The sequence below is a fragment of the Elusimicrobiota bacterium genome, assembly GCA_016706425.1.
Lineage (GTDB): Bacteria > Elusimicrobiota > Elusimicrobia > FEN-1173 > FEN-1173 > JADJJR01.
Window position 1 is genome coordinate 1,054,153 of the sequence record JADJJR010000001.1, and the last position, 23,697, is coordinate 1,077,849.

Annotated in this window: 22 protein-coding genes; all 22 read left to right on the plus strand. The window is 64.5% G+C overall.

The window, feature by feature from the left end; genetic code table 11:
- Positions 1-52: 52 nt before the first annotated feature.
- The 22 genes from IPI56_04355 (at position 53) to IPI56_04460 (ending at position 23,684) form a co-directional block, all read left to right on the plus strand.
- Positions 53-2,017, plus strand: coding sequence for an O-antigen ligase family protein (locus IPI56_04355; GenBank protein ID MBK7544973.1), 1,965 nt, complete (start codon positions 53-55; stop codon positions 2,015-2,017).
- Positions 2,014-2,733, plus strand: coding sequence for a glycosyltransferase (locus IPI56_04360; GenBank protein ID MBK7544974.1), 720 nt, complete (start codon positions 2,014-2,016; stop codon positions 2,731-2,733). The genes IPI56_04355 and IPI56_04360 overlap by 4 nt, the downstream gene beginning before the upstream one ends.
- Positions 2,730-3,701, plus strand: a complete 972-nt coding sequence (locus IPI56_04365) for a flippase-like domain-containing protein (protein MBK7544975.1) — start codon at positions 2,730-2,732, stop codon at positions 3,699-3,701. The genes IPI56_04360 and IPI56_04365 overlap by 4 nt, the downstream gene beginning before the upstream one ends.
- On the plus strand, positions 3,698-5,167 hold the full coding sequence (locus IPI56_04370) for a DUF2029 domain-containing protein (protein MBK7544976.1): 1,470 nt from the start codon (positions 3,698-3,700) through the stop codon (positions 5,165-5,167). The genes IPI56_04365 and IPI56_04370 overlap by 4 nt, the downstream gene beginning before the upstream one ends.
- Positions 5,164-5,910 (plus strand): glycosyltransferase family 2 protein, encoded by a 747-nt coding sequence (locus tag IPI56_04375; GenBank protein MBK7544977.1) that lies wholly within the window; start codon positions 5,164-5,166, stop codon positions 5,908-5,910. The genes IPI56_04370 and IPI56_04375 overlap by 4 nt, the downstream gene beginning before the upstream one ends.
- The gene (locus IPI56_04380) at positions 5,874-7,829 is read left to right on the plus strand and encodes a glycosyltransferase family 39 protein (protein ID MBK7544978.1); all 1,956 of its coding nucleotides are present in this window, start codon (positions 5,874-5,876) and stop codon (positions 7,827-7,829) included. The genes IPI56_04375 and IPI56_04380 overlap by 37 nt, the downstream gene beginning before the upstream one ends.
- On the plus strand, positions 7,826-8,851 hold the full coding sequence (locus tag IPI56_04385) for an undecaprenyl/decaprenyl-phosphate alpha-N-acetylglucosaminyl 1-phosphate transferase (protein MBK7544979.1): 1,026 nt from the start codon (positions 7,826-7,828) through the stop codon (positions 8,849-8,851). The genes IPI56_04380 and IPI56_04385 overlap by 4 nt, the downstream gene beginning before the upstream one ends.
- Entirely contained in the window at positions 8,848-10,194 is a 1,347-nt protein-coding gene (locus tag IPI56_04390) for an FAD-dependent oxidoreductase (GenBank protein MBK7544980.1), read from the plus strand. Before IPI56_04385 ends, IPI56_04390 begins: the two co-directional genes overlap by 4 nt.
- Entirely contained in the window at positions 10,143-11,918 is a 1,776-nt protein-coding gene (locus tag IPI56_04395) for an O-antigen ligase family protein (protein ID MBK7544981.1), read from the plus strand. Before IPI56_04390 ends, IPI56_04395 begins: the two co-directional genes overlap by 52 nt.
- Positions 11,905-13,074: a glycosyltransferase family 4 protein gene (locus tag IPI56_04400; GenBank protein ID MBK7544982.1), complete on the plus strand. Its 1,170-nt coding sequence runs from the start codon at positions 11,905-11,907 to the stop codon at positions 13,072-13,074. The genes IPI56_04395 and IPI56_04400 overlap by 14 nt, the downstream gene beginning before the upstream one ends.
- Positions 13,075-13,151: 77 nt before the next feature.
- Complete coding sequence (locus IPI56_04405) at positions 13,152-13,613, plus strand: DUF177 domain-containing protein (GenBank protein ID MBK7544983.1); 462 nt, start codon at positions 13,152-13,154, stop codon at positions 13,611-13,613.
- An 11-nt stretch (positions 13,614-13,624) separates the two neighbouring features.
- Positions 13,625-13,831, plus strand: coding sequence for a 50S ribosomal protein L32 (gene rpmF, locus IPI56_04410; protein ID MBK7544984.1), 207 nt, complete (start codon positions 13,625-13,627; stop codon positions 13,829-13,831).
- 15 nt (positions 13,832-13,846) lie between these two features.
- On the plus strand, positions 13,847-14,881 hold the full coding sequence (gene plsX / locus IPI56_04415; GenBank protein ID MBK7544985.1) for a phosphate acyltransferase PlsX: 1,035 nt from the start codon (positions 13,847-13,849) through the stop codon (positions 14,879-14,881).
- A 1-nt stretch (position 14,882) separates the two neighbouring features.
- On the plus strand, positions 14,883-15,863 hold the full coding sequence (locus tag IPI56_04420) for a ketoacyl-ACP synthase III (protein MBK7544986.1): 981 nt from the start codon (positions 14,883-14,885) through the stop codon (positions 15,861-15,863).
- A 16-nt stretch (positions 15,864-15,879) separates the two neighbouring features.
- A complete protein-coding gene (gene fabD / locus IPI56_04425; GenBank protein MBK7544987.1) occupies positions 15,880-16,815 on the plus strand; it encodes an ACP S-malonyltransferase in 936 nt (311 codons plus the stop codon).
- A 25-nt stretch (positions 16,816-16,840) separates the two neighbouring features.
- Positions 16,841-17,584, plus strand: a complete 744-nt coding sequence (gene fabG, locus IPI56_04430) for a 3-oxoacyl-[acyl-carrier-protein] reductase (protein MBK7544988.1) — start codon at positions 16,841-16,843, stop codon at positions 17,582-17,584.
- A 127-nt stretch (positions 17,585-17,711) separates the two neighbouring features.
- Positions 17,712-17,951, plus strand: coding sequence for an acyl carrier protein (acpP, locus tag IPI56_04435; GenBank protein ID MBK7544989.1), 240 nt, complete (start codon positions 17,712-17,714; stop codon positions 17,949-17,951).
- A gap of 72 nt (positions 17,952-18,023) precedes the next feature.
- Positions 18,024-19,271, plus strand: a complete 1,248-nt coding sequence (fabF, locus tag IPI56_04440) for a beta-ketoacyl-ACP synthase II (GenBank protein MBK7544990.1) — start codon at positions 18,024-18,026, stop codon at positions 19,269-19,271.
- Between the two features lie 9 nt (positions 19,272-19,280).
- Positions 19,281-20,042, plus strand: a complete 762-nt coding sequence (rnc, locus tag IPI56_04445) for a ribonuclease III (GenBank protein MBK7544991.1) — start codon at positions 19,281-19,283, stop codon at positions 20,040-20,042.
- A 300-nt stretch (positions 20,043-20,342) separates the two neighbouring features.
- Entirely contained in the window at positions 20,343-21,572 is a 1,230-nt protein-coding gene (locus IPI56_04450; protein ID MBK7544992.1) for an acyl-CoA dehydrogenase family protein, read from the plus strand.
- A 25-nt stretch (positions 21,573-21,597) separates the two neighbouring features.
- A complete protein-coding gene (locus IPI56_04455) occupies positions 21,598-22,407 on the plus strand; it encodes an electron transfer flavoprotein subunit beta/FixA family protein (protein MBK7544993.1) in 810 nt (269 codons plus the stop codon).
- A gap of 2 nt (positions 22,408-22,409) precedes the next feature.
- Entirely contained in the window at positions 22,410-23,684 is a 1,275-nt protein-coding gene (locus IPI56_04460) for a 4Fe-4S dicluster domain-containing protein (protein MBK7544994.1), read from the plus strand.
- Positions 23,685-23,697 lie beyond the last annotated feature (13 nt).

The following is a 23,697-nucleotide window of genomic DNA, read 5'->3' on the forward strand; positions in this document are numbered from 1 at the left end:
TTTCCCCATGACGTGGTTTCCGGCTCGGCCCATAAAAAATTCCGGGAATCCCTTGAATTGGCTGGTCGGGATCCCGTTCCTCCTTTTGGCGGCGTTGTTCGCGGCCCAGGGGGGAAAGGACGCTCGGCTTTTGGCGTTGGCGGTCGCTGTTTCGGCGGGGGCGGTGGCGTTCAGCCTTCGGGTCAAACCCCTGGAGGAATCCGCCCGCCCCCTTTTTCTTCAGAGCACGGTGGGCTTTTTGGTTTGGCAGGCGGTGTCGATGGTGTTCTCCCCGGCCCCGTTGGCCGGTTGGCGCGCCCTCGCGGGCGCCTCGCTGTTCGTGTCCTCGACGGCCCTGGTCGGGAGGCATGGGCGGGATCAGCACCGTGAGGTTTGGCGTCTGTTTGTCCAGGGCGGAACGGTCCTTTTGGCGTTGGTTTGGGGGGCCGGGGGGGGGCTCCTCCTCGCCGGGAATCCACAATACGCGTCGTTTTGGGCCGTCGTGAATTTGTTCCTCTCCCTGCCCGTGGCGCGCGAGTCCCGGACGTCCCGCCTGCAACGGGGAACGGGCATCGCGGGGGCGGTGGCTTCGTTGTTCCTCTTGTGGTCCTTACCGGTGCGCGCCGGATGGGTGGCGGCCGTTGCGGGCGCTCTCCTTTGGGCGGGGCGACGGGGGGGGCGACGGGGTGTCGGGGGGGGGCTCCTGTTGGCGACGCTGGCGATCGCCCTGGCCCCCGCACGGATTCTCAAGGCCGATGACGCCACCGCTTTCAAACGGCTCGATATTTGGCGGGCGGCTTGGCGGGGAATTATTCAAAAGCCCTTGGCCGGTTGGGGTCCCGGCCAATTCGAAAGCCTCTACGCCCGGCATGCCCTTCCCCAGGAATCCGAACCCGTGCGTTACGACCGCACCACCGCGTTTGCGCACAACGACGGGTTGCAGGTCCTGGCCGAAACGGGATGCCCCGGCGGCGTTTTTGTGGTTTTGTCTTTGTGGGGTCTCTGGCGGGCTGGGAGAAAGGGGAATCGGGACGGGGAGTCCGCGGCGTTGGCGGCCGGTGCGGTGTTTTCCGCGTTCAATTTTCCTTTGGCGAGCCCGATCAACGCCGTGCTGGCGGGGGGAACAGCCGGTTTCCTGTGGCCGGCCGATACAAAGGAGGGCGCGCGATTCCCGGCCTCCGCCGTCCGGAAGGCGGGAGCGGGACTGGGAATTGCGGCGACGTTGTGGGCCGGTGTGAACTTCGTTCTGGCGGCGGACTCCCTTCGCGCGGACCGAGGCGCCGTCGTCCTCGGCGCCACCGACGCGCGGTGGATCGACGTCCAGGCCGACCGGATGGATCAATTGTTGCACAGCGGAGCGGCCGGGGCGGTCGACACCGTCGAAGCGAATCTGCGGAACTTGCTGCGGGTCGCCCCACACCGGGCCGATCTTTGGCGAAGTTTGGGCCATCTCGAATCGGATCACCGGCCCCAACGGGCGGGACCCGCCGAGGCGGCCTACGGCGAGGCCCTGGCCCGCAAGCCCCATCACGCGCCCTGGTGGTTGGAACGGGCCATGATCGCCATTCACCGGAACGACGCGCCGGGCGCCGAAGAGTCCTTGCACAGGGCCCTCCGCGCCGAACCCCGTTATTTCAACGCGGCGTTGGCTTTGGGTCAATGGAGGCGGCTTAAAGGGGATCCGGCGGGCGCCGCCCGCTGGCTGGCCGCCCTTCGTGTACGGGGCGCCAACGGGCCGAAGGACGTTCGAGGGGCCTCCGGTTATCAGCGGGCGGTGTTGTCCCGGGACGAGCGGGGGCTGGCTCGGGCTCTGGCCCTTTGCTATATCGACCTGGGGCGGTTCCGGGAAGCCCTCGTTGAATTGGACAAGACCGAAATGGATACGCCGGAAACATGGGCTTTGCGCGCGCTGGCGTTGTCCCGCGCGGGACGACCGGGGGACGCCCGCGCGGCGTTGCGGCGGGGTCGGTCGCTTGCTCCGGAGGACCCCCGCTGGGAGATTCTGATGAAAAAAATCGCCGAACCGAATCGACCGTGATTCACATCCTGTTGGCCGCCTACAACGAGGCGGAGTCTTTGGGCGACGTCATCGCCGGGGTGGCGCGCGCCTTTGCTGACGGCGATTGGACGGCGTGGGTGGTGGACGACGGATCCACCGATGGAACGCCCGATGTGGCCCAGCGTCACGCGGGCCCCTTTCCCGTGCGGTTGTTGCGCCACGGGACCAACCGGGGCCTGGGGGCCGCCCTGCGGACCGGCTTTTCGACCATCGGCGCCGTCATGGGGCCCCGCGATGTCCTCGTGACCCTGGACGCGGACAACACCCACCCGCCCGCGCAAATTCCCGCCCTCGTCGCGGAGGTGGAAGCGGGCCGCGCGGACATCGCCATCGCCTCGCGGTTTCGCCCCTCGGCCCGCGTGGTCGGCGTGCCCTGGCACCGACGGATGCTCAGTCGGGGCGCCGAGGCCGTTTTTCGATTGTTCGTCCCGGTGCCCGGGGTCCGCGATTACACCTGCGGATTTCGGGCCTACGGGGCGTCCTGCGTGCGCGCGTTGCCGGCGGAAGATTTGATTCGCGAAGACGGATTCGCCGCCCAGGCCGAAATCTTGATCCGCCTGACCCGCCGGGGGGCGCGTGCGACGGAAATCCCCCTGGTCCTGCGGTACGACCGAAAAAAGGGGGACAGCAAAATGCGGATCGTTCGAACCGTGGCCCGGACGCTCGGGGTGGTCGCGCGTTTGCGGCGGTTATGAAACAAGGCGCCCGATGGGCCCTTTCGGCGGGGCTGACCCTCGTGGGATTGGTCGTCGCTTTTCACGGGGTGGACTGGGGCGTTTTCTCCCTCTCCCTGCGGCGGACCGGCGCGTTGTGGGGGTTGGCGTTGGTCCCCGTTGTGATGGGGGTGGAGTATCGATTGCGAACGGCCCGCTGGTCCCTGTTGATGGGCGGGGCGCGCGGTTATTTCCCCGTGGTGGCCGCCGCTTTCTTTTTGAACACGGTCTTGCCTTTTCGGGCGGGGGAGGCCGCGCGGGCCTACTGGTCCCATCGCCGCTCGGGTCGGTCCCTCTCCGGCTGCGTGGCCGGGCTGGTCGTCGATCGGTTGGGGGACGCCCTCGCTCTCCTCGGGGTGTTTGCCGTTTTCCTTTTTCATGTCGGGGATCGGACGCCGGGATCGAAAATCGGGGCCCTGGTTTTCGTCCTCGCGATCGCCCTGGCCGCCTTGGGAATCGGCGTTCGGTGGCCCGAAACCGTACGGAAAAAATTGCTCCCCGGGGGATCGCCCCCCCTTTGGGTCCGGATCGTCGAGGGAGTCTTGGCGGGGGTGGCCCCGTTGCGTGCGGGACGAATCGCCCTGGGCGTGGGGGCCCTGTCGGGAATGGTCTGGACTTTGAATGTTTTCCTTTATTGGTGGGTGGCCGGCCTGTTCGGAATTGACCTTTCGCTTTCGCAGGCGGGGGGGGTCTTGGCGGCCATCGCCCTAGGGGTCGCACTGCCCTCCACCCCCGGTTTTGTGGGGGTCTACGAGGCGGCCGGTGTGTTGATGTTGGGGAGTTTGGGGATTGAAAAAGAACGGGCCTTGGCCTTCGTTTTGGCGCTTCACGGCGCGCAAATCATCGGCGCCGCCGTCTGGGGCGGCCCCTCCTTGTGGTTGCTGGGGCGTGGGGAGGGGGATGCCTCCCGCGCTGTGTCCGGGATTGATAAAATACAACGACCGTCATGAGGCGAATTTTAACGGAGCGCCGGGGAATTTTTGGGTGCGCCGCCGCGGTCCTCCTGGCCGCGGGGCTTCGCGCGGTCGCTTTCGGTTGGGGCCTCCCGCTCAAATACGCCCACATCGATGAATCGGTGGTTTCGTTCTACGCGATGCGGATCGCCTCGGGGGTTTTCAATCCCGGTTTTTACGATTACCCGGGATTGTTCCTGAACCTTTTGGCCGGTTTTTTTCGCGCCGGGTTGGCTCTGACGGGGGTATCCTTCGCCGACGCGACCCTGCGTTACGCGGCCGGCGACAGCGCGGCGTTGACGCTCACGGCGCGGGGGCTGTCTTTCCTTTTTGCCCTGGGGACCGTGGCTCTGGTGTTTCGGATGGGGCGCCGATGGGCGGGGGCGGTTGCGGGGACGTTGGTCGCGACTCTGCTGGCGGTCAACCCCTTGCACGTGCGCCACAGCCATTACGGCACCGTCGACGCCCTGGCGGTTCTTTTGACGTTTTGGACAATGGCGCGCTTGGCGGCTTTCGCGATGGACCGCTCGCGCCCCGGGGCATTCCAGGCGGGGGCTCTGGTGGGGTTGGCGGCGGCGGTTAAATATTTTCCGGGGATTTTTATTCTCCCGTTGATCGGGATCCCCTTGGTGAAAAAAGACCGGGACGCCGCGGCCTTCGTGGGGTGGGGGCTCGCGGGGGCCGCCCTGGGGTTCGCCCTGGGGTCGCCCTCGACCTGGCTCGGGTTGCCGGATTTTATGGCCCGTTTCGGGCATTTGGCGCCGAAAATCGTCGGGACCCCGGGGCACGCGGTTCCCCTGGTTCCCACCCTGGCGGGGTTGTGGGCCAACGCGGGCCCCGCGGCGGTCGGGATGGCGGCGGTGGGATTCGCCGTTTTTTGGATATCGGGCGGCGAGCGGCGTTGGTTCGCGGGGCTGTGGGCGGGGCTCTTGGTGTTCCTGGGGTTTTGGTCCGTGCAGTCGGACCACTACGCTTTGCCGCTCTACCCGGGCCTGTTTTTGATGGCGGTGGACGGAGCCCGCTGGTTGTCCCGGGGAAGGAAAAAAATTTGTTGGGTGTTGTGGGGCGTTTTGCTCATCACGCCCCTGCCGCGGACCGCGCGGGTCCTCCGGGATCTGTCCGCGCCGGACACGCGCCTGCGCGCCGTGTCCTGGGCGCGGGCCAACCTGCCCGCGGGCGCGACCGTTCTTCGGTTTGCGCACACGCCCGAATTCGGACCCCGCGACCCCTATCGGGTGCGTGTGGATTTCACGAACGTTTTGTTGGAGGATGTCCTGGCCACCGGCGACATGTCACGACTCAAGGGATTTGATTACGTGATCCACAGTGAATACACCGATCAAGAAGGTCCCGCGGTGGATCGGTTGTCGCGCGCTTTTTCCTTGGTCCACCGCGAAGCCGGCCCCGCCCCCCGGTTCCCCCATCACCCGGTGGTCCGGGTTTACAGGACCCGCGTCCCATGAAACCCAAGATCGTGGTGGTTCTCCCCGCCTTCAACGCCGCGCGGACGGTCGAGCGCACGGTGCGCGACATCCCGCCGGGGTGTGCCGACGAGCTCCTCTTGGTGGACGACGCGTCCCGGGACGAGACCGTCGCCGTCGCCCAACGGTTGGGACTGACGGTGATCCGCCACAACGAGAACCGCGGCTACGGTGGCAACCAAAAAACCTGCTACCGGGAAGCGCTCGCCCGCGGGGCCGACATCGTTGTGATGCTTCACCCCGACTACCAATACGACGCGCGGTTGATCCCCTTTTTGACCGGGTTCATCGAGAAGGACGTCTGCGATGTGATGTTTGGATCCCGGGTCCGCACCCGCCGCGAGGCGCTGGCCGGCGGAATGCCGCTCTATAAATACATCTTCAACCGGTTGTTGACGGTGTTGGAAAACGTGGTGTTCGGGCAGAACCTGGGGGAAACCCACAGCGGCTTCCGCGCCTACTCCCGGCGGGTCCTCGAAGCGCTGCCCTGGGACCGGAACTCCGATGATTTCGTTTTCGACCAGCAGTTCATCGCCCAGGCCGTTCACTTCGGCTTCCGATTGGGGGACGTGCCGGTGCCGACCCGCTACGAGCGGACCTCTTCCTCGATCAATTTCCGTCGCAGCGCCGTCTACGGTTTGGAAACCCTGTGGACACTGGCGCGCTATCTTCTCCACCGTTGGAAAATATGGTCAAACCCGCTCTTCACACCCCGCTCCTCTTAAAAGTTTACGCGGCCGTGTTTGCCGTCATGGCCGGCACCTATTTCGTCCATTACCCCTGGCCGGGGTTCGTCGCGCGCCTGGGCGAAATGGCGCGCGCCGTGGGTTTGCTTTTGGCCGCGGCCGCGGTGGGTCGACAAATTCTTCGCGCCGCGCGGTTCCCCGCGGGGTCCGGCCCGGCGGAGGGGTTTGTCTGGGCCGTGGCGATGGGCCTGGTTCCCCTGCCTTTGCTCCTGCTGGGCGCCGGGGTGATGGGGTTTTATTCGCCGGAGGCCGTTCGGTTGATCGGGGTCCTGTGGGCCCTGGGTGGGGCCTTTCAATGGACCGGATTGGTCCGGGATTTTCGCCGGATGGAGACGCCGCGGGGCGGGGTCGGCCCTCTGGCTTGGTTTGTTTTGGGGTTGGGACTTTTGTGCGCCTGGGCCCCGCCCACGTATTACGATTCCCTGGTGTATCACCTGGCGCTTCCCCTGCGCTATCTGCAGGAAGGCCGCGTGGGGTTCGTCCCCTTCAACCATTACAGCCATTTTCCCCAGAACATGGAGATGATCTTCGGTTGGTTCCTCGCCATGGACAGTGACGTCGCGGCGCACGTGTTTGTTCTGGGGACCGCGTCCTTGACGGGCTTGCTCCTGTGGTCGGTGGGGGCCCGGGAGGGACGCCGGTGGGATTTGGTTTTGTTCTTGACGGCGCCCTGCGTCCTCCTGTTGTCGACCGAGACCTACGTCGAGGCCCCGTTGGCGTTGTTTTCGTTTCTGACGGTGTTGGGGGTCGAACGCGGCCACCGCCGGGGCGAGCGCCGCTGGTTTGTGTGGGCCGGCGTCGCCGCGGGTTTCGCGGCGGGGATAAAATACACGGCGATTCTCACGCCCCTCGTGCTGACCCCTATGATCTTATTGACCCCGCGCGTTTCCGCGCGGGAACGGTTCGCGCGCTGGGTCCTTTTCGGAGGGGTGGCGTTCGCGGTCTTTCTGCCCTGGTTGGTGAAAAATTACTTTTTCACGGGCGGGAACCCGGTTTTCCCGTTTCTTCCATCGGTGTTCCCGGCTGAAAACGTGTATCTCGCCGAAGCCTCGGCCCGATCCTATTTTCAGGTCCTCGACGAGTACAAGGGGTCCAGTTCGCTTCTCTGGGATCTGTTTCGCCTTCCTCTGCGGCTGGTCTCGAACGCCACCTCTTTCGGAGGGGGGTTCGACGTGACGGGGGATTTGGGTTGGGCCTTGCCCCTTTTGTTGTTGCCCCTGGGCGGCTTGGCGAAAGGGCCGGGACGCCGTTTCCTTTGGGTCTATCTCCTTCTTCACATCGTTTTGTGGGCCTCCTTTCGCCCGGTTCTTCGGTTCCTCTTCCCGGTCTTTCCCCTGGTCTGCCTTTTGGCCGGGGAGGGGGCGGTGGTGTTCCTCGAACGTTTGCCGGTTTGGGGCCGTCGGACGGCGTTGGCCCTGGGCGGGGTGTTTTTGGTTTTAAACGGAGTGCATTTCTATTGGGTGGAACGCGTGCGGGACCCCTTCCCCGTCGCCTTGGGCCTCCAAACCCGCGATCAATATCTAAAAGCGAAATTGGATTATTACCCCGCCATGACGTTTATGAGGGACCACCTGCCCCCGGAGTCCCGGGTTCTTTTTCTGGGAGATCAACGCGCCTATTATTGCCCCCGGCGGCATTTGGCGCCCATGGCCCTCCTGCCCGCCCCGATGCGGGCCTGGGCCGAGGACTGCGCCGACGGCGCGGCCTTGGAAGACAAATTGAAATCCCTGGGTTTCACCCACGTTTATTTCCATGAGCGGGAGGCGGAGAGGTTGAAAAGTTACGGGGTGCTCGATTTGACGGAAAAGGGGCGCGGGGTGCTCACCGATTTTCTTCGCCGCTCCCGCCCGGTGTATCGAGGCGAGGACCAGGCTGTCCTGTCCCTGGGGGCCCCGTGATCGTTCTTTGCATCGCCACCTTTCTGGCGGCGTTTCTTTTGACGTTTCTTTTGACACCCCTCGCCCGCTGGGCGGCGTTGCGCTGGAACATTTTGGACCACCCCCGGACGGCCGTGAAAACCCACAAGGAGCCGGTGCCCTACCTCGGGGGGTTGGCGATCTACGCGGGCATCGCCGGGGCCCTGTTGTCCCTCCGTTGGGCCACCCATTTTCCCACCGGCACGCTGCGGTCCCTGCGCGGATTGCTCTTGGGCGGCGCGTTGATGGCGGTGTTGGGGCTCATCGACGACACGAAGAAACCCAACGGCCTGTCCGTGACCACGAAATTGCTGTTCCAATTCGCCGCGGCCGCGCTGCTCATTCATTTCGACATCCGCATCCATTTCATTCAACCGGAGTGGTTGGCGGATGCGCTGACGGTCCTGTGGGTCGCCGGGATCTCGAACGCCATCAATTTGATCGACATCATGGACGGCCTCGCGGCCTCCCAGGCCGTGGCGGTGTCCATGGGGTTCCTGTTGATTTCAATTCCCAGCGAACACGTTTACGTCAATGTCGCCGCGGCGGCGGTGGCCGGCGCGGCGTTGGCTTTCATTCCCCACAACATGTCGCGCCGACGGAAAATCTTTATGGGCGACACCGGGAGTCTGATGCTGGGACTTTTGTTGGCCGGTTTGTCCCTGGGCACATCCTACACGCGCCTCAGTGAAATCGGGGTGTTCGCCCCGTTGTTGATTTTGGGCGTGCCCGTCTACGACACGCTCTTCGTGAGCGTGATGCGCCTCAAGCAGGGGAAATCGCCTTTCATGGGTTCCAAGGACCACCTGGCTCAAAAGTTGCGGGCGAAAGGGTTCACCACCGAACAGGTCGTGTTGAGCTTTGTGGCCGCCACGGGCGCGCTGTCCTCTTGCGCGTATCTGTTGACCCTCACGCCCTTTGTCTTTTCCCTCGGCATCGTCGTCGCGGCCGTTCTGGTGGGGATCATTTTGATGGTGGCGTTGCACGACGTGGTCGTCCATTGACGGCGGATCGGCTCGAGCGGTTTCCCCTGGTGGTCGCGGGCGCCGGTTTGGCCGGCCTTTCGGCCGCGCACCACGCGCGCCGCCGCGCCTTGGTGTTCGACCGCGCCGCGGTCCCCGGCGGCACGGCCCGGTCGTGGACGGTGGGGGGGTTCACTTTCGATTTCACGGGGCATTTGCTGCACCTTCACCGCCCCGCCATGGCGCGGTGGGTGAAGTCCCTTCTGGCCGGCAATTGGGTGGAGCGCCGCCGCAGCGCCTGGATTCATTCCCACGGGGTCCTCACGCCCTACCCCTTCCAAGCCAACCTCCACGGTTTGCCGGCGAAGGTGGTACGGGAGTGCGTCGCGGGCGTGCGCCGGGCGCGCGCCCGTTACGGGGACCGCCCCCTGGAGGGCCTTGTTCATCCCTCCTTTGACGTCTGGTGCCGACGCCTTTTCGGCGACGGGATCACCCGGCATTTCATGCGGCCCTACAACGAAAAATTGTGGACCGTGCCCGCCACCGACATGACCCCCGATTGGTGCGGGGCCTTTGTTCCGGTGCCTTCGCTGGCGGAGGTCGAGTCGGGCGCCCGGCGCGCGCACCGAAAGTCGTTCGGGTACAACACCCGGTTTCTTTACCCGCGGCGGGGGGGCATTCAAGTCTTGGCCGAGGCCATCGCCCGGAACCTGGACGATCTCCGCCTCGGGGTTTCCCTCGAGTCGGTGGATTGGCGCCGCCGGCGCGTGCGGCTCTCCACCGGAGAAACCGTGGCCTACGGCCGTTTGATCTCCACGTTGCCCTTGCCGGAGCTGCTCCGGCGCTTGGACCCGTTCCCGACGGTTTTGCGGGAACCGCTGCGGCGGCTGCGGTGGACGACGGTGACGTGCATCAATATCGGCGTGGCCCGCCCGCAAATCTCGCGCGCCTCCTGGATTTATTATCCCGAAAAAAAATATCCGTTTTACCGCGTGGGGTTCCCCATGAATTTCACCCCCCACGTGGTCCCGCGGGGAGGCTCGTCCATGTACGTCGAGGTATCCCACCGTCCGGGCGCGGAGCCCCGAAGCCCCGCCGCGAAAACCGCCCTCGTCCGACGGGTGCGCCGCGGTTTGGAGGCCGCGGGGGTTTTACGTCCCACCGACCGGCTCCCCGTGGTGGAGGTGGCGACGCTCCCCTACGCCTACGTGATTTACGACGCCCACCGGGCGGCGGCGACCCGGGTGATCTTCGATTGGCTGGAACACCGCGCGGCGGCGGAATCCATCGGTCGTTACGGGGGGTGGAAATATTCTTTTATGGAGGAGGCCCTGTGGGACGGTCGCGCGGCGGCGCTTCGCGCCGACAGGGCGTTGCGGTCGTGAGCCGGTTTTTGTTTATGGGGCACGGTTTTTTTCTCTCCTTGGTGATGGTGTTGCCGCTTCTTCGGAACGCCTGGGACCCCTGGGCGCAGACACTGGTCCTGGGCGCCTGGGCTTTTTGGATCGGCCTGGGCGCGGTCATGGTCTGGCGACGGCGCGCCGCCTTCCCCGCCCTGGAAGGGACCCTAAGGGCCTGGGGGCCCCTGTGGGGGGGAGTTCTTGTTCTGGCATTGGTTTCCATGGCTTTCAGCGCGCATCCGCACAGCGCCGTCCCCGGGGCTCTCCTCGATTTTTCCACCGCCGCCTTCTTCTTCCTCGGCGCGGGCCTGTCGGGGGAGAAGCGGGCCTATTACCGGCGCGCCTTGGCGGGCGCCGGGGTCCTGGCGGGGGTTGTGGCTTTGGTTTTGGACGGGCTTCGATCGCCGGCGGTGGGGGTGGCCGTGAATCCCAACGCACTGGCGTCCCTGATCCTGTTGGCCTTTCCCGTGGCGATCGGGCTGTGGCGCGCCCCGTCCGGTTCCGGGAAACGGTGGGCCTGGGCCGCGGCGGCCGCTTCCCTCGGGGTATCGGTGGTCCTGTCCCGGTCCCTGGGAGCGCTTGTCGTCCTCGGGGCGCAAATGGTTTTCCTTTGGTGGGCGCTGAACGAAGGGCGTCGCCGACGGTCCGGACTCCTCCTTGGCGGGATCGGGGCGGCGCTGGTCATCGCGGGGGTGTTGTTGGACCGGTCCGACTGGGCCAAGTTCGCGGGGGACCCGGACCGGTGGGCCTGGTGGCGGACCGCGTGGAACATGATTCGATCCCATCCCGGCCTGGGGGTCGGCCCCGGCGCCTTCGGCGAAGCCTACCCCTTGTTTCGCGAGAGAACCTGGGGACTGAACAGCCTGTACGCCCACAACGGGTATTTGGAATGGCTGGCGGAACGGGGTGTGCTGGGCGGGGGATTGTTGGTCGCGTGGGTCGGCCGCGTGTTGTGGATTTCTTGGCGGGAAGGCCACACGAAAGAGGACCGGTGCCTGTGGGCGGCCCTGGTGGGGGTTCTGCTTTTTAACGGCGCGAACATCGGGTTTTCCTTTCCGGCGCTCCTGTGGCTGTTCGCCTTCGCCTGCGGCCTGGTCTTGCCGGAGGTTCGGGGCGGAAATCCGGGCGCCCCCGGGTTTCGTCGCTGGATCGCGTTGGGGGGCGCGACGGTTTTCATTCTGGCGTTCGCGGCGTCGTTCACCGTTTTTCGAGCGGGCCAAATGTTGGAAAAGGGTCGAGCGGCCTTTTTTCAAAAGGACGTGGCGGGGGCCCGCCGGTGGGCGGACCGGGGCCTCCGCTGGGATCCCCGTTCCCCCGAGCTTCACGCCCTGCGCGCCGGGGCGCTTTTCCAGGAAGGCGACCGGGCGGGCGCCCTCCTGGGTTTGTCCGAATCCGTTCGAAGGGCTCCCGGCGCGGCGGGTTTTCGCATGGACCGGGCGGAATTGTTCCTCGCGATGGAGCGGCCAGTGAACGCCTTGGAGGATTACACGGCCGTGAACCGCCTTTTGCCTTTGTTTTTCCCGGCCTGGGAACGACGGGGGGATTTGTTGGTCGCGGCGGGTCGCGGTGGGGAAGCGCGGTCGGCCTACGAAAACGGGCTGACGGCTTTGAACAACCCGCGGTCCAGCGCCCGGGGGCAAAACAAAGGCGTGGCCCGGGAGCGATTGGAAACCAAGATCAGAGGATTGGAAGCGAATGCGCCGCATTAAAGTGGTTCACATCATCACCCGCCTGGAATTGGGCGGCGCCCAGCAGAACACCCTCTTCACGGCTGAGCATCTCGACCCCGCGCGGTTCGAGGTGGTGCTCTTGGCCGGTCAAGGGGGGGTGCTCGCCGCGGCGCCGCAGGGAAAGCCGTACCGGTTCGTCCGGGTTTTCGGTTTGGTCAGGTCGGTCCGGCCCTGGTCGGATCTTTTGGCCCTGTGGCACCTCTGGGTGTTGCTGCGTCGGGAACGGCCGGACATCGTCCACACGCACTCTTCCAAAGCCGGAATTTTGGGTCGCACGGCGGCGGCCGCGGCCCGGGTTCCGATCGTGATCCACACTTTCCACGGGTTCGGGTTTCACGTCGAGCAGCTCGCCGGGGTTCGCGCCTTTTATGTCGCGCTGGAGCGGGCCATGGCGCGGTTGTCCACGGTATTGGTCACTGTCTCCCGGGCCAACCGCGACGAGGCCCTGGCGCGGGGCATCGGCCGTCCGGGCCAATATCGGCTCATTCGCAGCGGGGTCGATCTCTCTTTGTACACCTCCATCGCCCGGCGGCGCGAATCCCCGGCGGGGTTGGGGGTTCTGCCTCACGAAAAACTGATCGTCACCATCGGTCCGTTCAAGCCCCAAAAGAATCTGCACGATTTTCTTCGCGCCGCGGCCATCGTCGCCGGGCGGGCCCCCGAAGCGCGGTTTTTGATCGTGGGCGACGGGGAGGGGCGTTCGGCCATTGAGGCCCGTATTGAGACCACCGATTTGACCGGAAAGGTGGTCTTGGCCGGTTGGCGGCGTGACATTCCCGCCATCCTGGCCCGCGCGGACGTCTTTTGCATGACGTCGTTGTGGGAGGGGCTCCCCCGGGCGCTGGTGGAGTCCATGGTCGCGGGCTTGCCCTGCGTGGTGAACGCCGTGGACGGCTGTCGGGATCTCATTCAAGACGGCGTCAACGGTTTTTTAACTCCACCCAAGCACCCCATGGCCACCGCCGACCGTCTGTTGCGGCTGTTGGCCGATCCCGGCATGGCCCAACGCATCGGCGCCCGGGCGCGCGCGTCCGTGGGGGATGAATTCAGCATTCACACCATGGTTCGCCAACAGGAGGCCCTTTACGCGTCCTTGGCTTCGGACGAGGCGTTGTTCGCCTCGGCCGAAGATTGACACCCCCCGCGGAAACCTCTATAATTCGCCCTATTAAAGCGGCCCCCCCGGGGGTTCAAAGTGTTTGGAGGGGGCCGGTGAAGCTTTCGTTCCGGGACGTTGAACGCGAAAAAGAAGTCCAGGCGTCGGAGCTTCTCCCGGTGGGCCAACTCCCGCTCGACACCCCCGATCGGCCGGTGCTGGCCGAGCCCGTGCCGGTGACCGTGAAAGCCGAATTTCAAGACGGATTGGTTTGGGCTTGGGTGACCGCGCGGGCGCGTTTGACCTTGAGTTGCGCCCGGTGCCTGGAACCCTTCGAAATCATCCTGGAGCCGGCTTTTGAGGTGCGTTTGACCGAGGAGTCCGGGGAAATCGTCATTGAAGATGAAGTCCGGCAGAACATTCTTCTGGGGCTTCCCGCGCAACCCCTGTGCGCTCCGTCGTGCCGGGGTTTGTGCCCTCAGTGCGGGGGCAATCGCAACAAAAAAGGATGCGGGTGCACCCCCGGGACCAAAGACAACCCGTTTGACGTGTTAAAAAACTTAAAACTGAAGTCGTAAGGACTCCATTCATGGCGAATCCAAAGAAAAAACACACCCCCAGTCGCCGCGACAGCCGGCGCGCCTCCAATTTCCGTCTGGAATTTGGATCCATGGCGCGTTGCGGCAATTGCGGCGCCGTTCGGCCGCCCCACGTCGTTTGTCCGGCGTGCGGGTTTTACGGCAAGGAATTGGTCGCCGCGCCGAAGGCCCCCAAAAAGAAAGACGAAGAGAAGTAACCCTTTCCGTCTCGGATGACCTCTCGCATCGCTCTGGACGCCATGGGGGGCGATCACGGCCTTCCCGTCAACATTGAAGGCGCCCTCCTCGCGCGTCAAGAGCTCGACCACGAAATCATCTTAGTGGGGGACCGTCCCCTGATCGAACAGGAATTGGCCCACCGGGGGCATCCCAACGCTTTCTTGATCCAGCACGCGCCCCGGGTGATCGGTATGCACGAGAAACCCGCGGACGCCTGTCGGTCCAAAAAAGACTCGAGCATCATGGTGTGCTCCGAATTGGTTGCCCAGGGAAAAGCCGACGCGTTCATTTCCGCCGGCAATTCCGGCGCCACCATGGCGGCCGCTTTGTGGCACCTGCGGCGCCTCCCCGGGGTCTCCCGCCCGGCCATCGCCACCCTCATGCCCACCTTGGTGGGCAACGCCGTCGTCCTGGACGTCGGCGCCAACGTCGACTGCAAACCCAAACACCTGCTCCAGTTCGCCGTCATGGGTTCCATTTACGCCCGCGCGATTTTGGACATTCCGTCCCCCCGGGTCGGGCTTTTGACCATCGGGGAGGAGGAGGGAAAAGGCAACCTGTTAACCCAGGAAACCCACCCCCTTCTCAAGGCCAGCGGCCTCAATTACGTCGGTCATGTGGAAGGCCGCGACGTTCCCGCCGGCGGCGCGGACGTGTTCGTTTGCGATGGGTTCGTCGGCAATTTGTTGTTGAAGTTCGGCGAAGGGTTGGCCGCGGCGGTTCTGAAGCTGATCAAAAACGAAGTCCGCAAGCACCCCCTCGCGATTTTCGGGAAATACCTGCTTAAAGGCGCTTTCAAGGAACTCCTCAAGCGCACGGACCCGGCGGAGTACGGCGGGGCGCCCCTCTTGGGCGTCAACGGCGTGGCCCTGGTCTCGCACGGCGGCGCCAACGCCAAGGCCATCAAGAACGCGATTCGCGGCGCCGGCGCTTTCGTGGAGGCCGAGATCAACCGTCAGATTTCCGATCGCCTCAAAGAAACCAACGCCCATTTGGTCGTCGCGGCCCCGGCCGTGCCGGTGGCCTGACATGGCCGGCGTTCGTTTCCTATCGACGGGCGCGGGGTTGCCCGACCGCGTCTTGACCAACGCGGACCTCGCCAAAATGGTCGACACCACCGACGAATGGATCACCGACCGCACGGGCATCAAGGAGCGGCGCATCGCCGGGGACGACGAGGCCACCTCCGACCTGTCCGCCCGCGCCGCGCGCCAGGCCCTTGAACGGGCGGGGGTGGCGCCCACGGACGTGGATTTGGTGGTCGTGGCCACTTGCACGCCCGACCATCTGTTCCCGTCCACGGCCTGCCTCGTTCAAAAAGCCCTGGGGCTCACGAAGGCGATGGCTTTTGATGTTTCCGCCGCCTGTTCCGGGTTCGTTTACGGATTGGCGGTGGTGAAGGGAATGCTGGAAACGGGGCAGGCCCGCACAGCGCTTTTGATCGGGGCCGACACCCTGTCGCGTTTCACCGACTGGACCGATCGGGGCACCTGCGTGCTCTTCGGGGACGGGGCCGGGGCGCTGTTGATGCAAGCCACGGACGGTCCCGGGGATTTGTTGTCGGTGTTCACCGGGTCGGAGGGGGCGGCCGGCGACGTTCTGTGCATTCCGGGCGGCGGCTCCCGGCACCCGGCGGGCGCGGGGGCGGTGCCCAAACACCCGGCGCACATCAAGATGGATGGCCGCGAGGTGTTCAAGCACGCCGTGGCCCGGATGATCGAAGCGGCCACCGCCGCCCTGGCCAAGGCGGGCAAAACCCCGGCGGACCTGCGCCTCCTTATACCGCATCAAGCCAATTTGCGCATCATCGACGCCATCGCCAAACGCATCGCCATTCCCAACGACCGGGTGTTCCGCAACGTGCAAAAATACGGGAACATGTCGGCGGCCACCACCGTCATCGCGTTGGATGAGGCGGTGCAGGCCGGACAGGTGCGGCGGGGCGACTTGGTGGAGCTGATCGCCTTCGGGGCCGGCCTCACCTGGGGCGCGGCGGTTTTGCGTTGGTGAAAACGGAGAGTCAACGATGAAAACGGCTTTTGTGTTTCCGGGACAAGGGTCCCAATACGTGGCCATGGGCGCCGAACTGGCCGCGACTTACCCCGCGGCGCGGGCGGTGATCGACCGGGCGCGCGCTTTGCTGGGGGACGCGTACGTCGATGTTTTTCTGAACGGGCCCGAGGAAAAACTCAAGGACACCCGCTACACCCAGGTCGCCCTCTTCATCGTGTCGATGGCGGCCCACGCGGTGTTGAAGGGGTTGGGCGCCCGGGCCGATTTTACCGCCGGTCACAGCCTGGGCGAGTACTCGGCCCTGTGCGCCGCCGGGGCGTTCGATTTTGAAACGGGGTTGCGGTTGGTGAAGGCCCGCGGCGAGGCCATCGGCGCCGCCGCGGCCAAGGTCCCCGGGACCATGGCCGCCATCGTCGGCCTGGACCGCGCGGTGGTCGAGGGGATTTGCCAAAATGCCTCGTCCCACGGGGTGTGCCAGGCCGTCAACTACAACTGCCCCGGTCAAATTGTGATCGCGGGGGAAGTCGCGGCGGTGGAAGCCGCCGTGAAGGCGGCGCAGGCCGCGGGCTCCCCGAAATCCATCGTGCTGAACGTTTCGGGCCCCTTCCATTCGTCGCTCATGAAGCCCGCGGCCGAGGCCATGGCGGGGGAACTGGCGAAGGCGACGCTTCAGCCCCCGGTGGTGCCCGTGGTGATGAACGTCGACGCCCGGCCCGCCACGGAGCCCGGCGTCATTCGGACCAACCTGGTCCGGCAGATCGACCACCCCGTCCTCTGGGAGGACACGCTCAAGACGTTGTTCGCGGCGGGGGTGGAACGATTCATTGAAGTGGGCCCCGGGCGGGTGTTGTCGGGCCTCCTCCGGCGCACCGATAAGACCAAGAAATTTTCTAATATTGAGGACAAGAAATCGGCGGAAGCCGTTTTTGCCGTACCGGCCGCGGGCTGACCCGCGCCGAACGAAAGGACATTCCATGCGACTCAAAGACCAAGTGGCGTTGATCACCGGCGGGGCCCAAGGCATCGGCCGGGCGATCGCCGAAACCTACGCGCGCGAAGGGGCCCACCTGGCCCTCTGCGACGTGAACGAACAGGCCTGCCAGGCCACGGCCGAGGAGCTCGGGAAAAAATACAACGTCAAGACCCACGCCGCGAAGGTGAACGTCACGCTGATCGACGAATGCGAAAAATGGGTGGCGGCGGTCATCGAAAAGCTGGGCCGCGCCGACATCCTGGTGAACAACGCCGGCATCACCAAAGACAATTTGGTCATGCGCATGTCCGACGCCGAGTGGGACGCCGTCATCGCGGTGAATTTGAAAGGCGTGTTCAATTGCACGAAGGCCGTCAACCGGCCCATGTTCAAGCAGCGGGCCGGGCGGATCATCAACATCGCCTCCATCGTGGGGCTCATGGGGAACGCCGGCCAAGTCAATTACTCGGCGACCAAGGGCGGCGTCATCGCCATGACGAAAACCTGCGCCCGCGAGTTCGCCAGCCGCAACGTGCTCGTCAACGCCATCGCGCCCGGGTTCATCCGGACCGCCATGACCGACAAGCTCTCCGACGAACAGAAACAGCGGCTCTCCTCGGCCATCCCGCTGGAACGCCTGGGCGAGGCCCAGGACGTGGCCAACGCGGCGCTTTTCCTCGCCTCGCCCGAGAGCTCCTACATCACGGGGCAAGTCCTTTCGGTCAACGGCGGGATGTACATGTAAGACGCCCGCCCGCGGCGGGACCCGTTTAGCAAGCTTTTGTAGCGGCGAAGGAAGTTCAACGTGCGCGGGGCCCAACCCCCACGCTCGTTGGACCTTCCCAAGCCCATCACCCAAAAGGGGGAAACACGTGGCAGACGACATCGAGACAAAAGTGCGGGAAATCATCATCGAGCAATTGGGCGTCGACGCGGCGCAGGTCAAGACGGAGGCGTCCTTCGTCAACGACCTCGGCGCGGACTCGCTCGACACCGTGGAGCTCGTCATGGCGCTCGAAGAGGCCTTCGACATGGAGATCCCGGACGAAGAAGCCGAAAAGATTCAAACCGTCGGTCAGGCGGTCAGCTACATCCAGACCCACAAGAAATAAAATCGTTTCACAGCCCCGGGCGGACAACGCATCGGCCGCTCGGGGCATCCTTTTGACGGAGATTTGTCCATGATGAGCAAAAAACGCGTGGTGATCACGGGCCTGGGCATTGTCAGCCCCATCGGCATCGGCAAGGAGGCCTACCTCGACGCGTTGCGGAACGGCCGGTCCGGCGCCGGCCGCGTGACCTATTTCGACACGTCCACCTACCCCTGCCAAATCGACGCGGAGGTGAAGGGGTTCGTCGCCGACAACTTCATGGACAAAAAGAAGGTCCGCCGCATGGACCGGTTCACCCAGTTCGCCATGGCGGCGACGAAAATGGCGGTGGCGGATTCGGGGATTGATTTCTCGAAGGAAGACCCGGACCGTTGCGGCGCGATCGTGGGCTCGGGCATCGGCGGCCTCCAGACCATCGAGGCGGAACACAGCGTGATCCTGGAAAAAGGGATGAAGCGCGTGTCCCCGTTCCTGATCCCCATGTTGATTTCCAACATCGCCCCGGGTGAAATCGCCATTGAATACGGCCTCACCGGGCCCAACTACGCCGTCAGCTCGGCCTGCGCGACCTCGAACCACGCCTTCGGCGCGGCGCTCCGCCACATGCGCTACGGCGACGCCGATGTCTTGATCGCGGGCGGGGCCGAAGCGGCCATCACCGCCCTCGGGTACGCGGGGTTTTGCCAGGCCCGCGCCTTGACCTCCGGTTTCAACGACCGCCCGGAGAAGGCGAGCCGTCCGTTCGACAAGGACCGTTCCGGCTTTTTGATGGGCGAAGGCGCCGGCATTGTCGTGTTGGAAACCCTCGAACACGCCCTGGCCCGCAACGCCAAGATTTACGGCGAGTTGGCGGGATTCGGCGCGACCGACGACGCCTACCACATCACGGCGCCCTCGCCGGAGGCCAAGGCGGCCACCCGCGCCATGCAACTGGCCCTGGCCGACGCGGGCGTCCGCCCGGAGGAAGTCGATTACGTCAACGCGCACGGGACCTCCACCGAACTCAACGACAAGACCGAAACCATGGCCTTGAAAAAAGTGTTCGGCGAACACGCGCGCAAATTGGCCGTTTCCTCGACAAAATCCATGACGGGGCACCTGTTGGGCGCCGCCGGCGCCGCCGAGCTTATCGCGACCTTGCTCTGCATGGAACACGGGTTCATCCACCCGACCATCAACTACGAGACGCCCGACCCGGACTGCGACCTGGACTACGTGCCGAACACGGCGCGCCCCGGAAAGATCATGTGCGCCCTGTCGAACTCCCTGGGCTTTGGCGGGCACAACGCCGTGATTGTGGCGAAACGTTACCAAGGCTGATTCCCCCACGTGCCCCGCGCGGACACCGGTCCCCTGCAACGGTCGCTCAGGCACAAATTCAAAAACACCGCCCTGCTTGAGGAGGCGCTCACCCACAAGTCCTACGCGATGGAGCGGGGGGGCGCCGCATTCAACGAGCGGTTGGAGTTCCTGGGGGACAGCGTCCTGGCGGCGATCGTCGCGCACTACCTCTTCAAGCGTTACCCCGATGAAGACGAGGGCAAACTCTCAAAGCTGAAATCCCAGATCGTGTCCCGGTCCGCCTTGGTGTTGTGGGCCCGCGAGATCGCCCTGGGACAATTTTTGTCCATGTCCGAAGGCGAGCAGGCCACCGGCGGCCGGGAACGCGACAGCCTGCTCGGCAACGCCTTTGAGGCCCTGTTGGGGGCGATGTTCCTGGACGGCGGCTTTCCGGCGGCCCAACGCTTTGTGGTGCGCCTTCTCTCGAAGAAAAAGCAAATCCTCGAAACCGATCACAAAAGCCGCCTGCAAGAGATCATCCAAAAACGCTACAAAGTCCCGCCCAGTTACAACCTCGCCGAACAAAAGGGTCCCGACCACAACAAGGTTTTTGTTATGGAGGTCAACATCCGCCGCCGCTTGCTGGGACGCGGCGAAGGGCATTCGAAGAAAGAAGCCGAACAGGCCGCCGCTTTCGAGGCCTTGAAACGGATTCGAACCCATCGCATGGCCCCCCGCATTGATCCGCACCACATGGCGGAAGAAGAGACCCTTCCCCTTCCGTCCCCCCGGCGGCCCCCCCGCGGCTGACTCCCCGCGGCTTTCGTCGATCTTCCAACGCCCTTCCCGCGCCCTTTGGGCCGGGGAGGGCGCGTTGACTCTCCTGCCCGCGACGGCCGGCGCCGTCCCTCGCGTGGGCGAGCGAAGGGGACCGAGGCGCGGCGTCTTCCCCGGCGTCGCCGAGGGGGTCCGCGTGCGCCTCGACGGGGCCGCCGGGCGGGCGGAGGAGGTCGTTCCGGCGGTGCCCTGGAATTATGTTCCAGATCAGGTTTCTCGCCCCCCCAATTTTGTTATAGTTAGCGCTTTACGCAAGACCATTGAGGAGATCCCATGAATTATTTCCTTACCGAAGACCAACAGGCCATCATCGAGACCGCCCGGGAAATCGCCGAAAAGAAAATCAAACCCGTTCGCGAAAAACACGACGCCGACGAATCTTTCCCTTGGGAAATCGTCGAGGAGCTCCGCAAGGCCGATTTGTTCGGCGTGTATTTCCACCCCAACTACGGGGGGTTGGGCGGCGCCGGTTTTGAATTGGTCCTGGTGGTTGAAGAGTTGTCCAAGGCCTGCGGCGGCACCGCGCTGGCGTTGGCGGCCACCGCTTTGGGCGCCTTTCCGATCATCCTCTTCGGCACGCCGGCGCAGAAGAAAAAATGGTTGCCGGACCTGGCCAGCGGCAAACGGCTCGGGGCTTTCGCCATCACGGAACCGGAAGCGGGTTCCGATGCGACGGCCACCCGTTGTTCGGCGAAAAAAGACGGGGATTTCTACGTCTTGAACGGCGTGAAGAATTTTTGCTCGAACGGCGAGTCCGCGGAAATATACTCGGTGTTCGCCACGACGGACCTCAAGCGCGGCGCCCGCGGCATCACGGCGTTCGTGGTCGAAAAGGGCACCCCCGGTTTCACCTTCGGCAAGAAGGAAACCAAAATGGGCATTCGCGCCAGCACGACCTACGAACTGGTGTTCGACAACTGCCGCGTGCCGGCCTCCAACGTCCTGGGCAAAGAAGGTTTCGGCCTCTTCGTGGCCCAGGCGACCTTCGACATTTCCCGGCCCGGCGTGGCCGCCCAGGCCCTCGGCATCGGGACCGGCGCGATGAGCGAAGCGCTGGCTTACGCCAAGGTGCGCCGCCAATTCGGCCAATCGGTGTTGTCGTTCCAGTCCTCCCAGCACACCGTCGCCAACATGGCCACGAGCCTGGAAGCCTCCCGCGCGCTCCTCTACAGCGTCACCCGGGCCATGGACGTGGATCTCAAAGCCGCGGTGGAAGCCTCGGAAGCCTCCGGCAAGACCGTTTACGAAGAGATGAAAAAAGCCTCCAGCGGCCGCTGGACCAAATACTCCGGCATGGTGAAACTGTTCTGCTCCGACACCGCCTTCTGGGTCGCCGACAGCGCCATCCAGCTCTGCGGCGGCATCGGCTACATGCGCGACTTCCCCGTTGAAAAATTCCTGCGGGATGCGAAAATCACGCAAATCTACGAAGGCACCAACCAGATCCAGCGCAACGAGATCGGCATGATGATCACCAAAGAACTCGCCGCCAAAGGCGATTAGGACCCCAAAGAAAAGAGAGACCCCCATGGGCCTTCACATCGTTGTTTGCATCAAACAAACCCCGGCGACGTCGAACATCCAAATCGACCCCGTGACCGGCACGCTGAAACGGGAAGGGATGGCGGCCGCCATCAATCCTTTCGACGAATACGCGATCGAAGAGGCGGTCCGCATCAAGGAGCGCGTTCCCGGCACGACGGTGTCGGTGGTGACCATGGGGCCGCCCCAGGCCGAGGAGTCCCTGCGGGAGTCCATCGCGCGCGGGGCCGACCAGGCCTTCCATCTCACGAGCCGCGCCTTCGCCGGCGCGGACACCTGGGCGACCTCGTACACCCTGCAGATGGGCATTCGAAAGATCGCCAAGGAAAAGGGCCCCGTGCATCTGGTGCTCTGCGGCAAACAGACCAACGACGGGGACACGGGGCACGTCGGTCCAGGCATCGCGGCCTGGCTGGATTGGCCCAACATCGCCTACGTCAAAAAAGTGGAAGCCATTGACGAAAAAAAGATCGTCGTCCACCGCATGATGGAGGACGGCGTGGACGTTTTGGAAATGGACCTGCCCGCCGTGATTGCCGTGGTCAAGGAAATCAACGAACCGCGCGTGGCCTCCCTCAAGGGGAAAATGGCCGCCAAAAAAGCCGTGGTGCCCAAGTGGACCGAAGTGGACATCGAGGCCGACAAAAAAAGCATCGGCCTCGGCGGCTCGCCCACGATCGTGTCCAAATCCTTTAACCCGCCGCCCCGCAAGGGCGGCGCCAAAATCGACGGCCCGACGCCCGAAGCCAAAGCGAAGGCCCTGATCGACAAACTCCAAGAAATGAAGCTGATCTAACCATGCCCAACACCATCTACGTTTCCAAACAACGCTGCACCGGCTGCACCTCCTGCGCGCGGGCTTGCCCCGTCTCCTGCATCGACATGGTGGACCGTCCGAAGGAACCGGGCGTCAACTGGCGCAAGCTCGCCGTCATCGACGAGGCCAAGTGCATTTTCTGCAACGCCTGCGTCGAGGCCTGCGACAAGCTTTATGAAAAGGGCAAAAACAAAGACGTCTTCCACGCCATCACGATGGTCAAGGAAAAAGTCGAGGGCCAGGTTACGGTCGACGTGTCCCTCTACAAAAACGTTTGGATTTTCGCCGAGGTCCGTCACGGGAAACTCATGCCGACGGCCTACGAGCTCCTGGGCCTGGGGAAAACCCTGGCCGGGACCTTGAACGAGAAAGTCGCCGCTGTCATCATCGGCAAGGACGTGGCCCAACACGCCCAGGATTTGATCGACCACGGGGCCGAAATGGTCTACGTGCTCGAACACCCGGGCCTCGACAACTTTGTCGACGAAGTGTACACCCAGCTTTTGACGGACCTGATCGCCCGGGAGAAACCCAACAAATTCCTCCTGCCGGCGTCGACCATCGGGCGCTCGTTTGGATCCCGGGTGGCCGTGGCGGTCAACACCGGCATCACGGCCGACGCCACGGAATTGTCGATCGATCCGGCGACCCGGATGCTGCACGCCACGCGCCCCTCCTTCGGCGGGAACTTGATGGCGACCATTCTCTGCGAAAAGCATCGCCCCGAAATGGCCACGGTGCGTCCCATGTCCTTCCCCCGGGCTCCCAAGCGGGACGGTCGCACGGGCGAGGTGGTGAAAGTCAACGTGGATTTGGGCAAGATCAAGCAACGGACCCGCTTCGTTCGCTTCGAGGCCGAAAAGGGCGAAGGCCAGGACATCACCGCCGCCGACGTCATCGTGGCCGGCGGGCGCGGGGTGGGGAGCGCGGACGGATTCAAATCCCTGGAGGCCTTGGCCAAGGCCCTGGGCGGGGCCGTGGCCGCCAGCCGAGCCGCCGTCGATGCGGGATGGATCCCCTACCGGACCCAAGTGGGCCTCACCGGCCGCACGGTGCGCCCCAAGCTTTACATCGCCGCGGGGGTCAGCGGCCAGATTCAGCACTTGGCGGGCATGAGTTCCAGCGAAGTCATCGTGTCCATCAACAAAGACCCGGAATGCCCCATGAACAAACTGGCGACGTTTTCCATCGACGGGGACCTTTTTGAAATGATCCCGGCGCTCGTGAAGGAAATCGAAAGGCGCCGCGGCCATTGATTTAGGAGGAACA